The following is an 11,595-nucleotide window of genomic DNA, read 5'->3' as shown; positions in this document are numbered from 1 at the left end:
CTAGTTGTCCATTAAGCTGATTTTCACTCTCGAATTTCCATTACCATGAAACAAACACTCTTGCATTTATTTTCTTTGAAGCACAAAAATAATGATCGCGGTTTTATCTTAGTTGGAAAATGCACGAATTTATTTAGGTGAAATTTGCACGATTAATCAACATCATAAATAGGTAGTAGCGGCCGTTGTCTTTACAACAGCCGCTATTTTTGTCTAAAGAAACCCTCCTTTTTTATACTTCATGTCAGAAAATCTAACATCAAATGAAAAAATAGTTTGATTTTTTCACTATTCTGAATTATCATGTTAGGAAAGCTAACATATGTTAGTAGAAGCACAAGAAAGGAGCATGGAAAATGAAAAAAATTGAGGCAATTATTCGTCCAGATGTGTTTTCAGATGTTCGGAGAGCATTAGCGTTAGAAGGTATTGATGGTTTAAGCGTAACTGAAATTGCTGGGTGCGGAAGACAAGAAGGAAGAACCGGGCTTTTTCGTGGCAATGCTTACGAAATGGAATTCTCAGCAAAATTGAAATTAGAAATGGTCGTTGAAGAGAACTTAGTTGAACCTGTTATTGAAGCCATTTTAGAGTACGCAGCTACAGGTGAAGTTGGAGATGGGAAAATTTTTATTTTCCCGGTAGATGAAGCAATTCGAATTCGAACAAAAGAACGCGGCGCAGTAGCCGTATACTAAGGGGGTATGAATATGGAGGCAATTGAAGCAGTACAAAGTTCTGTCGACATGATGTGGATGATGATTGGTGCAATTTTAGTATTCTTTATGCATGCAGGGTTTGCAATGGTTGAAACTGGATTTACTCGTTCAAAAAACACCGTAAATATATTAATGAAAAATATATTGACCGTATCACTAGGCTCAATCCTCTATTTTTTTGTTGGATTTGCACTTATGTTTGGCCCGTCTGCATTTGGAATGATTGGGACAGAAGGGTTCGCATTATTGGGACGTGAAGATATTGGATTCTTCGTCTTCCAAGCAGTATTTGCTGCAACATGCGCAACTATTATTTCAGGCGCTGTCGCAGAGCGTATGAAATTATCTGCATACCTTCTATTAACAGTCGCTATGACAGGAATTATTTACCCAGTTGTAGGGCACTGGGTTTGGGGCGGCGGTTGGTTATCTCAACTTGGTTTCATTGATTTTGCTGGATCATCAGTCGTCCATTTAACAGGCGCAGTTGGTGCATTAGTTGCAGCGTGGTTAATCGGACCGCGCATCGGTAAATATAGCGGTCAAATTGTTAATGTCATTCCCGGTCATAGCATTCCTCTTGGTGCGCTTGGTGTCTTTATTTTATGGCTTGGATGGTTTGGTTTTAACGGTGCTAGTACATTAGCAGCGGATACGACACTAGTACCTACCGTCATTGCCAATACACTTCTTGCTGCATCGGCAGCAGTTCTATCTACAGCTCTTCACACAAAATTACGCTACAAAAGAATGGATGCGTCTCTATCACTAAACGGCGCTCTAAGTGGTCTCGTGGGTATTACCGCAGGCTGCGCGAATGTATCCCTTATTGGCGCAATTGCTATTGGTCTTATCGCAGGAGTCATTATGACTGAAAGCATTCGTTTCTTTGACGTCAAAGCAAAAATTGATGACCCGGTTGGCGCGATATCTGTCCATGGAATCGGAGGGATCTGGGGAACACTTGCTGTAGGATTATTTGATACTACTAATGGTGCATTCTATGGAGGCGGAGTTGGAATACTTGGGGTGCAAATCATTGGGATTGCAGCTATCATCGCTTGGACATCATTAACTGTCGGCGGAAGCTTGCTTGTCATTCGTGCGTTTAGCTCACTGCGTGTTTCAAAAGAAGCAGAAATTGTCGGACTGGATTTCTATGAACACGGTACACAAGCTTATGAATTTAAGGACACCTTTAGAGGGTCAGCCCCTCTATCTGATGATTTTGCCCAACGTCTTACACAGCTCGGAAAATCAGTAGAAGCAAGATAGCTTTACACAATTAAAAGTGCCAGACATCCATAGGGCAAGCGGGACAAATAATGTCCCACCAAACCCTTGGTGCCTGGCACTTTATATTAATAAATCAATTTTGATTTTCAAGCTCGGCAACGATTGATTCTACTTCTTTACGTGTAATTTTCTCGCGACCTATTTTCATCGCTTTTAAGGTACTGCTCGCAAGTGCAAGCGGCACTTTACAAAACATAGTAATCCCACGATTGTTAATATCTTTTACGTATTCGCTACCCATCGCTAAGTTTTGCTTAGCATATAAGAATAAATCTTCTCGCTCCCAACCATCTGGCAAGAAACGAACGCCTCGCTCCCAGTCTTCTTCTTGGTTTCGTAAAATATTTACGGCTTGTAAGCCTCGTCCAAAAGCAATCGCTTTCTCGCGATCAGTTTCAATATTATGATCGTGCCATTTCCACAAATCAGATAACATACAGCCCACTAGGCCAGCCACATAATACGTATAATCATCTAAATCTTCTTTGGTCCGTATACGCCAGTCTTTAACGACCCATTTCGCCATGCCTTCTGCCATATCAGCAGTCGACGCTTTAACCTTTTCAACTACATCTGGTGGACATAATAAAATCCAATCTGCTAGCCGTTGAGTCACGATTGGAAGCAAGTTTTGATAAGGCTGAATAAGTGCACGATACTTATCAGCGTCAAAAGAAGTTTTCATACTTTCACTAATCGCCGTCAACAATTGGCGCTTTGTTTCTGCTTCCATATCGGGATGATCTTCAATTTCATCAATCGCACGCATACATAAATAAGCAGAAGCCACCGTTTTTCGCAAGGTCGGCTCTAGAAAGTTTATAGGAATAAAAAAAGTCCGACTCGTTTGTTTTAATACATCCATCGCTTCTCGTTGTAATAAGACAGCCTCGCTCATACTCGATTCCTCCCGTTCCAATTACTTTTTCTACTATGTACTTCTTATGATAGCACTATTTCTGAATACTTAATCCTCTTATCATACAATAAAATTGGTCTTCCGTAAGTTCTAATGAAAGAAAATTCAAGAAACTGATAATAAAGTGCCAGGTACCTTGTTTCTTGTGGGACATTATTTGTCCCACAGAACCACCTGGTGCCTGGCATTATATTCTCCCAATATAATTGACTTAGTTGTTACCTATTTTCTCATCAAATTTACAGCAGCTGAAATTGCAGCGGTATCTTCGGATATGTCGCCTGGACGACCCGCTTTGCCAAGCACATAACCGCCAAAAGAAATGCCCATGAATTCAAAGATATAGTTAAATTGCTGAATAAGCGGTAGTCCTTTTAAATAGGGATTGTCTCCACCTACTGCTACGACATAGGCTTTTTTCGTTCCAAGTTGTTTTTTAAAACCAGGGAATTTTTCATCCCGCATCGTATGTGACCAACGATCAATAAAATTCTTCATGGTCCCAGACATACTGTACCAATAAATAGGTGTCGCAAATATAAAGGTATCGTGCTTCATCATACGTTCAACTAACACACTATAATCATCATCTACAGGTTGAAATCCACCTTCTGTGTGACGACGATCATCGATTGGTTGAATCAGAAAATCACGCAAGAAAATCTTCTCAACTTCAAGTCCTTTTATTACATATTCCGTTAATTGTTCAGTATTTCCATGCAAGCGAGTACTTCCATATATCACAGCAATGCTCATATTGGTTTGTTCTCCTTTAGGTTTAGTCATAAATGTAGGCAAGTATTAGTGTATGCTCGAATCATGCCAATTTTGCCTAATAACACAATAATTTTAAACTTTTAATTCTTTTTCAATTAACATGCGATAAACCCACTAACAATTCGACTAATAAATAACGACAGAATTCTGGAGGTTGCAATGGACAAAGATAAACAAATCTCACAATGGTTTGATTTGTATAGTGATGCGATCTACCAGTACTTTCTTTACAGAATAGGATCTCGGGACGTTGAAGACTTAGTCCAGGAAGTTTATATACGGGCAATTAAATCCTATGAATCCTTTAATCGGAAGGCAAGTCCAAAAACATGGTTATACAGTATTGCTCGGCACCTAGCTATTGATGAAATACGAAAAAGACAGCGCAATAAATGGAAAGATATCCTGTTCTTCGATACGAGAATAGAACCTATAACCGAACTTACTCCGGAAAACATTGTTGGATTGAACGAAGAAAATCTTGAACTTATTCAAGCAATTCATTCACTTAACCAACAACATAAAGAAATCTTGATTTTAAGGGGAATCAGTGGATTGTCCACTTTCGAAACTGCAATAACGTTAAACTGGACTGAAAACAAAGTTAGGTCTACTTATCATCGAGCAAAAAAAGCTTTACTTAAGCAAATAGGAGGGATTGATGGTGACTAATAATCGAGAACATCGGATAGATGAAAAACTGAATTCGTTACCAAAACCAACTATGTCTAGCGAGTCTAAATATACGATTCATTCTATTTTGCTTAAGGAATTACACAATGAATCTCCCACAAAAAGGAGTCGTGATTCATATAAGCACGTCTTCATTAATTTAGCTGGTATTACGGTCTTTGCACTTCTGGCATTTTTCATTTTCAACTCAATTCAAGGAAACAATCTCTTGTCCTCTACCAATCTCGAACCTTCCGTGAATGCATCAATTTCATTCCAAGGAAGTACTTATAAATTGGAGGATCACGCACAATTCAAAGGATCTTATATAGGTGATAACAGTACTGTTGGTGCAATTTTGGAGGGGCTTCCTGGTGCGCAGAGTAGAAAAACCTTTGAATTGCAAACGAAAAAGCCCCCCTATGGTTTAACCATTAATTATGGTTGGCAAGGCCAAGAAAAATTGACATCTAGTAAATATCAAGAGTATTGGGCAGATAAAAAAAGAATGATTCTATACAACGTTACCGTACTTTTCATGGTTATTGATAACTTAGATTCCATCGATGTTAACTTAGAACCAACGGCGGACCAGATGAATCAATTCCAATTCACTCGAACAGAAATCGAAGCATTATATGGTCGTAATATGAACGATTACCTTAGCGATTCTGAATCATGGGAACATGAAGTCCTTCCAGTAATAAAAAGTGACTCCGCAATTGATGAATTTTATTCAACACAATAAATTACTAAATTTAATTAAATGAGATGTTATCCACATGTGGATAACATCTCATTTTCTGAATTTTATACACATTTTGTGGACAGTTTGCTTTTTATTGTGTATATCTTTCTGTTATTCGCCCTTTTTTCTTCTTTCGTAGGAGACTGCATAGGTATTTTTTCGAAACGGTAAGATTTCATCATCCGAACATTCGATACCTGTGGGTAAAACAGTTGGATCAAAAATGAAGTTATCTTTAGTTACAGTTGCTTTTGCTTTTATGCGTAAAACTCCCGCTTCTAGTCGTTGTCGATCTTGTGGCCATTCTTTTGTCGGATCGTCAGTAGGGTCATCCTGTTTCCCAATGATAATATGTAAACGAAAACGCACTTCTTCTCTCTCTAAACGATCGATCATTTCAGTTTCTAAAAAATCTGAAGGTAAAGACGCAGATTCTTTGATAGACAATGTTTCTATACCCGCTTCGGGTTCCCATTCGAATTTGACGGGCGTTCTTAAACCCAATTCATTTACTAAATAAAATGCATGCACTGCGTAATAGCGACCTGTTGCATAACTTTTCGGATTTTTGAGTTTACGAATCATTTGAAAGGCAGCTCGACTTTCAGGATAGGAGGTAAAAAGCTTAACCATATCTTTAAAATGAGGTTTGCCATCCTTGAAAGATTTTACTGTATTTAATATATCAAAAAATGTTTGTGGTGATTTCGTCACAAATATAGGTATCGTTATACTCACTAAATTAGCCACATCACCATTATTTAATAGAAACTGCACTGACAACCCTTTAACTGCTGCAAGAACATCGGCTGTTGATGGATTTGGTGAGATATTTGAAAAACGAACAATTGCCTCAACTTCACTATCTCTTAAGTGTGATGCTATCGTAAACGGTGTGGCTTCACCAGTTGGCGTAAACGTAGCTTCATATAACTCCCCTTTTGCATGCGCACGGCGGTAGCCTGGAAATGTTCCTGCTATTTCTTCTATTCGATTTACAGCCCTTTTTGCTAATACCGTTTCAGATGTGTCTTCAATCATATTGAATCCTCCCTAATAAATTCATCAAATCATGGTTCAAATTCTATTTAACGTGTACACTTAGAATGAATGTTTACTAACAAGATACCCAATAAACAATTTAAATTAACTTATATAAAGGTGGAATTTAAAATGACGAATCAAAACGAAGCAAATTTACCTCCAAAAACGTGTTCTATAGAACGTTTAGTTACTTTGGAATATGACGTTGAGAAAGTATTGCAAGGCGAAAAAACTGCCACTCGTCGTAACGGTCGTTATGCAGATATCGGTGAAATTATGGAACTTAAAGGGCAGTCGTTCGTTGTAGACGCTGTTTACAACCAAGCACTTGGTGATTTAACAGATGAGCATGCAAAACAAGAAGGTTTCACATCTGTAGAAGATTATAAAGAATCTATTTTGTCCTACCATCCTGGTATGCCTTGGTTACCAACAATGACAGTATGGGTTCATGAATTCAGCCCAGCAAAAGTATAAAAAATGAATGATTGGTATGTTTTTATTGTTTTAATTCATGTTCTGAGTGCTGCTGTTTCGGTTGGTCCGCTTTTTGTATTATTTGCGATTTTAAAAAAGATGCCCCAAGCAGATGCGGCAGTAGAAACAGCTTATATTGTCATTTTCCGTTCTATAGTCCGGTTAATTAAACATGCAGGTCATGTTCTCGTAGGTTCAGGTATTTTACTCGTCTACCTAGGACCATGGCCTTGGAGTACACCTTGGATCGTAATGACAATTGGGCTTATGGTAGTCTCTATTTTCTTTCTAGCCAATGGATTTTCAGGGACACTCAAGAAGTTTGTCCAACCAGGTGCTGACCGATTAAAATTAATTACTAAACTTCATAAAGCTACATGGATTTATATAACTTTATTGGTATTAATGCTCGCTTTAATGGTTATAAAACCGACGTTGTGGTAACTTCAAAAAGGCGTAAGATGAGCAATCATCTCTACGTCTTTTTGTCACCAAATTATTGTGTACTTAAGTGATGGGCATGTTAAAGCTAAATTACAAACCGAAACATTGATTACATTTATTCAGTAATACAGGTTTCCAGTCCTCTTCGGACGCTTACCTGCTGTACAATGATCTAAATAAGAAAACCCGACGGGACTCGTTAAAGAAATCTAATTTAAGAATTCCTGTTGACACAAAGAGGTTTTCAGTGCGCTTCGGACGCATTCTTTGCTGCACTATAATCTAGGGAACAAAGAGTGGGGGCTTGTGACTTCGTCACAAGCCCCCACTCTATTTTTTCCGATCATTCTGCGGCGGGGATTCGTCCTTTTCTCCCTGAAAACCTGGAAGCTCACAGTTAAGATCGTCTGGTTTATTAGAGAATAGATATTATCTATAAGTAGATATTCGACCGAAGATGATATTTCGGTCTCCTTCTTCTTACTTTATTTCAGACCATTCTTTAAAGTCAGCAGTGACACTCATTATAAAAAAACAATAAACGGTGGGAGACGTAGACACAATTGCCCCTCAAATTGTGGATCTCATCAACACGCACAAATATGGAGGGATTCCTACGTCGATGGCGATTTTCCCTACGTGACGGACGTTTTTTCCTACGTCATCACACTTTTTTCCTACGTGAACCTCGATTTTCACAACTGAGCCATCGCTCAGCTATTATATGTAAAAATAAATGCCAAATGGGGCTGCTCGCTTTGCTCCACAGCCTTTTCTGTGGTTGTGAGGGACACTTTGGAAGGAAGACATGACGTTTTCAGACGTCGATGGCGATTTTTCAGACGTGAATCCTGGTTTTTCAGACGTCATCTTCTTTTTTTCAGACGTCAACCCAAAAAGTCAGACTGAGCATCGGCTGAGTCTGACTCAATAAGAAAAACCGGTCAAAGTGCGCCCGGTCCTTTTTTGTTTATTTTATGTCCGATATTTTATACACCATTCCATGTATTCCTTTGTATACCTTCGGACACATTTGCGCTCCGCAATGTTCACATTCAAACATAGGCGGAACAGTTGGATCTCCATCGTCCATTCGATCAAAATCTCTTACTACTTGGTATGGAATTTTCTCTTCTGCATCACAAAGGAGACATTCGTATATTACTGGTGCTTTGGTAGTGGTGGGTAAGTTGGGCTTGTGACTTCATCACTTCACCCAACTATCTATATAGTTCATCCTGCGGCGGGTGAGCGTTCTTCGCTCACTTGCAACCTGAAAGCACACAGTAACCTTGCTTTAGTTAACTAAACAATAGTAGGTTTCTTCATGTAGATATTCAGCCGAAGATACTATTTCGACCTCTTTCTGCTTCATTTATTTTTGTTGGATTTTATAATTCTGTTGATATTAAAAGGAAAGAATAAATTTTCGCCTAGCATACCGAAACCTAAACCTGCTGTTGATTCCTTTAAATCATTTTCCCCATATTTTCCTATAAATACTTGTTGGCTCATACGAATCGTGCAGCTAGCGCAATGCACGATAAATAACAGTAAAGTTTAACAAACCCTAATTGATAACAAAACTCTTACATGTACGTCAATGAGACATCTCTATATCCAGATTTTTTTTCAATCCATCCTCTCTATGCATAAAATGGGGCTATCTTGCCATAGTAAGGATGTATTGATTTCTCGGTCGAATATAAGGAGGACTTTGCAAATGGAAGATCACACTAAAATGAGTTGGAAAGAAGATTCGGTCATTACACGGTTGCACAATTCTGTGGACAATGTATCCCAGGCTGTAGGCAAAGCTTTTACAAATCCCTCAGAGGAGTTTATTCAACAAGCTCAACATATGATTGAACAAGCCGATCGTGCTGTGGAAAATGCTCTTAAAAATCAAGGGCAAACGGACCCGATTCTTTCTCTTCAACAAGAGTTAAATCAGAAGAAGGACGAACTAAACACTCTTCACTAGGTAAACATGTCTACTTCAATCTTCCCCCTTTAAGAACTTACTAATTAAACTACCCAACAATATGGCAGTCATTCATTTACACAAAATCAATTCTCTTGATAATTTGGATCACCCATCAGATTTTGCTGATGGGTTTTTACCTGTTTTATATCAGGATGCTAAGGGTATGAATATACTAGACAAAATTATTAGCGGAGGTGCTTTACTATGGAAGAACAAACTCGATCCATCGTACAACAATCACTGAATGCATTATTGGAAAACGAGACCTTTTTACCTGATTTAAAAGGAGACATGCGTAAAACTGCATTTACCTCACTTAATGCCATTCTTTCAACACCTAATCAAATACATAAGTCATTTCTACGTGTTCCCCTAAAAGACGGCGAAGTGGTACGTATCCCATCGTATCGAGTACATCATAACGACGCATTAGGTCCTTATAAAGGTGGGATTCGTTTTCATGAGTCTGTTAATGAAGAAGAAGTTGTTAATTTAGCTTTCCTTATGACGTTAAAAAATGCTCTTCACAATGTTCCTTTTGGTGGAGGCAAGGGTGGAATCGTTATTGACCCTAAAGCATTCACAGAACAAGAATTGCAACGCATTTGTATCAAGTACGTTCGTTATTTCAATAATGTCATTGGACCTGATAAGGACATTCCAGCACCAGATGTGGGCTCAGGAGAACGCGAAATGGACTGGATGATGGCAGAATACAAAAAAATCAACCAAGGTAGTCCGTATCTTGGCAGTTTCACCGGGAAAAGCGTGGTCAATGGGGGTTCATTAGGTCGTCGAGAAGCGACTGGGAAAGGCGTTTACTTTACTTTCCGTTATTTATTGCATGACTATGTCACTGCAAATGAAAAGACATTAGCTACTTCTACAAATCCTTTTGCAAAAACGGCTCTTGAATATATAAATCGACCATTAACAGTCGCGGTACAAGGATTTGGGAACGTCGGTTCAGTTACTGCTTTAGAAGCATATCGATGTCAGAACATACAAAACAAGGTTGTCGCTGTTAGTGATCGCAACGTCACTTTATTTAACGCAGATGGACTAGATATCCCTGCTCTCGTTGAATTTACAGCAAGAAATCGCGGCGACTTACCAACTACTGACGAACAATTAAAAGCAATAACTGTGAGCGCTGTGATTCAACCTCGCGAAAATATATTAACGATGAATGTCGATGTATTATTCTTAGCCGCACTTGAAAATCAAATAAATAATCAAAATAAGGCAGAAGTTAAAGCACGTATTATTATTGAAGGAGCCAATGCACCCACAACGCAAGAAGCGGATGATTATTTAAGCCAAAAAGGCGTAATCATCATTCCTGATATCTTAGCGAATGCAGGTGGTGTAATAGTTTCTTATTTGGAATGGTTACAAGGGCGTGAAACACAGTTCTATACAGAGGAAGAAGTGTTTAAACAGTTACTTGTAAAAATGCAAACAACAATGGATTTAATCCTTCCACAATATTTTGGCGACCCTTTCCCGCTCCGTCAAAATTGTTATATTCACTCTGTCACACGTCTGTCGACCGTTTTATACAAACAAGGTAAGTTGTATTAAGTGTTTTTTTCGTCAAGTTGCGCTAGGTGCAGGTCGCATGAGCTAGCCAGTATGAAAACAATCCCTTCATGACCAGTAACCTTGTTGGCCTGTGGAGTGTTGACGCTCGCCCTAGGAAAGCGTAGCTGTTTTGTGGAAGATCAACAGCAATAGTTAACTTTGCTTTCCAATAAAAGAGGTGTATTAATTGAAGAAAATTGCCATTGTAACAGGTGCGAACTCCGGTATGGGATTAGCAACAACGATTGAACTCGCCAAACAAGGATTTCATGTCGTCATGATGTGCCGCAATGAAGAAAAAGGACTTGCTGCATTAAAGGATGCGATTTCACTGAGCGAATCAAGCTCAATCGAACTTATCCAGGGAGATTTGGGTTCTTTTGAAAGTATCCGTAATTTTGCTAGTGCGTTCCAATCTAAATTTGACCATTTAGATGTCCTCATAAACAACGCTGGGGTCGTCACTATTAAACGTGAGTTCACTTCTGAGGGGCATGAATCCCAACTAGGCGTTAACCATTTAGGCCATTTTTATTTAACACAATTATTGATGAGTGAATTACAGCGAGCAACTCAAGGTCGAATCATTGTAGTTTCATCCGGTGCACACAAGTGGGGAAAAATCGATATACAGGACATGGAAATGTCCCGTGGTTATAACGTAGCTAAAGGATACGGTCGTTCAAAGTTAGCCAACTTGCTCTTTATGCACGAGCTAACTACGCGATTAGAAGGTACGAACGTAACGATCAACGCAGTCCATCCTGGAGCTGTCTCAACTAATTTAGGCATTGATCGAAAAACAGAATTCGGGCGTTTCGTTGTTAATTTGTTAAAACCTTTCTTTTTAACGCCATCTCAAGGTGCTCAAACAGCGATTTATTTAGCTACTAGTAATGAAGTAGCTTCAATAAGCGGAAAATATTAT

14 protein-coding genes are annotated in these 11,595 nt (G+C 38.8%); 10 read left to right on the top strand and 4 right to left on the bottom strand.

The genetic code is table 11. From position 1 onward, the window contains the following. Nucleotides 1–356: 356 nt before the first annotated feature. Nucleotides 357–698 (top strand): P-II family nitrogen regulator, encoded by a 342-nt coding sequence (locus ACFPYN_RS15945; RefSeq protein WP_377735533.1) that lies wholly within the window; start codon nt 357–359, stop codon nt 696–698. A 12-nt stretch (nt 699–710) separates the two neighbouring features. Next, nucleotides 711–1,994, top strand: a complete 1,284-nt coding sequence (locus tag ACFPYN_RS15940) for an ammonium transporter (protein WP_377735532.1) — start codon at nt 711–713, stop codon at nt 1,992–1,994. 94 nt (nt 1,995–2,088) lie between these two features. On the opposite strand, the gene ACFPYN_RS15935 is transcribed toward ACFPYN_RS15940, so the two are convergent. Further along, nucleotides 2,089–2,913, bottom strand: a complete 825-nt coding sequence (locus tag ACFPYN_RS15935; RefSeq protein ID WP_377735531.1) for a squalene/phytoene synthase family protein — start codon at nt 2,911–2,913, stop codon at nt 2,089–2,091. 243 nt (nt 2,914–3,156) lie between these two features. Further along, nucleotides 3,157–3,690 (bottom strand): flavodoxin family protein, encoded by a 534-nt coding sequence (locus ACFPYN_RS15930; protein ID WP_377735530.1) that lies wholly within the window; start codon nt 3,688–3,690, stop codon nt 3,157–3,159. 180 nt (nt 3,691–3,870) lie between these two features. Here ACFPYN_RS15930 and ACFPYN_RS15925 point away from each other — a divergent pair, with 180 nt between their 5' ends. Then, nucleotides 3,871–4,383, top strand: a complete 513-nt coding sequence (locus ACFPYN_RS15925; RefSeq protein ID WP_377735529.1) for an RNA polymerase sigma factor — start codon at nt 3,871–3,873, stop codon at nt 4,381–4,383. Then, entirely contained in the window at nt 4,376–5,131 is a 756-nt protein-coding gene (locus ACFPYN_RS15920; RefSeq protein WP_377735528.1) for a DUF4825 domain-containing protein, read from the top strand. Before ACFPYN_RS15925 ends, ACFPYN_RS15920 begins: the two co-directional genes overlap by 8 nt. 111 nt (nt 5,132–5,242) lie before the next feature. Here ACFPYN_RS15920 and ACFPYN_RS15915 read toward each other — a convergent pair whose 3' ends face one another. Further along, complete coding sequence (locus tag ACFPYN_RS15915) at nt 5,243–6,172, bottom strand: catalase family peroxidase (RefSeq protein ID WP_377735527.1); 930 nt, start codon at nt 6,170–6,172, stop codon at nt 5,243–5,245. Nucleotides 6,173–6,304: 132 nt separating this feature from the next. Between ACFPYN_RS15915 and ACFPYN_RS15910 the strand changes: the two genes are divergently transcribed. The 3 genes from ACFPYN_RS15910 to ACFPYN_RS15900 all read left to right on the top strand — a co-directional run bounded on the left by ACFPYN_RS15910 (nt 6,305) and on the right by ACFPYN_RS15900 (nt 8,030). Beyond that, on the top strand, nt 6,305–6,652 hold the full coding sequence (locus ACFPYN_RS15910) for an ASCH domain-containing protein (protein ID WP_377735526.1): 348 nt from the start codon (nt 6,305–6,307) through the stop codon (nt 6,650–6,652). 3 nt (nt 6,653–6,655) lie between these two features. Continuing rightward, complete coding sequence (locus ACFPYN_RS15905) at nt 6,656–7,096, top strand: DUF2269 family protein (RefSeq protein ID WP_377735524.1); 441 nt, start codon at nt 6,656–6,658, stop codon at nt 7,094–7,096. Nucleotides 7,097–7,904: 808 nt separating this feature from the next. Then, nucleotides 7,905–8,030: a hypothetical protein gene (locus ACFPYN_RS15900; protein WP_377735523.1), complete on the top strand. Its 126-nt coding sequence runs from the start codon at nt 7,905–7,907 to the stop codon at nt 8,028–8,030. Nucleotides 8,031–8,467: 437 nt separating this feature from the next. On the opposite strand, the gene ACFPYN_RS15895 is transcribed toward ACFPYN_RS15900, so the two are convergent. Further along, on the bottom strand, nt 8,468–8,611 hold the full coding sequence (locus ACFPYN_RS15895) for a hypothetical protein (RefSeq protein WP_377735522.1): 144 nt from the start codon (nt 8,609–8,611) through the stop codon (nt 8,468–8,470). Nucleotides 8,612–8,819: 208 nt separating this feature from the next. Between ACFPYN_RS15895 and ACFPYN_RS15890 the strand changes: the two genes are divergently transcribed. The 3 genes from ACFPYN_RS15890 to ACFPYN_RS15880 all read left to right on the top strand — a co-directional run. Further along, complete coding sequence (locus tag ACFPYN_RS15890; protein ID WP_377735521.1) at nt 8,820–9,080, top strand: hypothetical protein; 261 nt, start codon at nt 8,820–8,822, stop codon at nt 9,078–9,080. A 207-nt stretch (nt 9,081–9,287) separates the two neighbouring features. After that, on the top strand, nt 9,288–10,667 hold the full coding sequence (locus ACFPYN_RS15885; RefSeq protein ID WP_377735520.1) for a Glu/Leu/Phe/Val family dehydrogenase: 1,380 nt from the start codon (nt 9,288–9,290) through the stop codon (nt 10,665–10,667). 187 nt (nt 10,668–10,854) lie between these two features. Then, a partial coding sequence (locus tag ACFPYN_RS15880; protein ID WP_377735519.1) for an SDR family oxidoreductase occupies nt 10,855–11,595 on the top strand: 741 nt, incomplete at its 3' end.

Source organism: Paenisporosarcina macmurdoensis, from assembly GCF_042658845.1.
GTDB classification, from domain to species: Bacteria; Bacillota; Bacilli; order Bacillales_A; family Planococcaceae; genus Paenisporosarcina; species Paenisporosarcina macmurdoensis.
Note: the sequence above shows the minus strand (reverse complement) of the source record. Positions and strands in the feature narration are given on the sequence as shown.

Coding starts and splice junctions, on each gene's coding strand:
- ACFPYN_RS15945 (WP_377735533.1), top strand. CDS start 357: ATGAAAAAAATTGAGGCAATTATTCGTCCAGATGTGTTTTCAGATGTT.
- ACFPYN_RS15940 (WP_377735532.1), top strand. CDS start 711: ATGGAGGCAATTGAAGCAGTACAAAGTTCTGTCGACATGATGTGGATG.
- ACFPYN_RS15935 (WP_377735531.1), bottom strand. CDS start 2,913: ATGAGCGAGGCTGTCTTATTACAACGAGAAGCGATGGATGTATTAAAA.
- ACFPYN_RS15930 (WP_377735530.1), bottom strand. CDS start 3,690: ATGAGCATTGCTGTGATATATGGAAGTACTCGCTTGCATGGAAATACT.
- ACFPYN_RS15925 (WP_377735529.1), top strand. CDS start 3,871: ATGGACAAAGATAAACAAATCTCACAATGGTTTGATTTGTATAGTGAT.
- ACFPYN_RS15915 (WP_377735527.1), bottom strand. CDS start 6,172: ATGATTGAAGACACATCTGAAACGGTATTAGCAAAAAGGGCTGTAAAT.
- ACFPYN_RS15910 (WP_377735526.1), top strand. CDS start 6,305: ATGACGAATCAAAACGAAGCAAATTTACCTCCAAAAACGTGTTCTATA.
- ACFPYN_RS15905 (WP_377735524.1), top strand. CDS start 6,656: ATGAATGATTGGTATGTTTTTATTGTTTTAATTCATGTTCTGAGTGCT.
- ACFPYN_RS15900 (WP_377735523.1), top strand. CDS start 7,905: ATGACGTTTTCAGACGTCGATGGCGATTTTTCAGACGTGAATCCTGGT.
- ACFPYN_RS15895 (WP_377735522.1), bottom strand. CDS start 8,611: ATGAGCCAACAAGTATTTATAGGAAAATATGGGGAAAATGATTTAAAG.
- ACFPYN_RS15890 (WP_377735521.1), top strand. CDS start 8,820: ATGGAAGATCACACTAAAATGAGTTGGAAAGAAGATTCGGTCATTACA.
- ACFPYN_RS15885 (WP_377735520.1), top strand. CDS start 9,288: ATGGAAGAACAAACTCGATCCATCGTACAACAATCACTGAATGCATTA.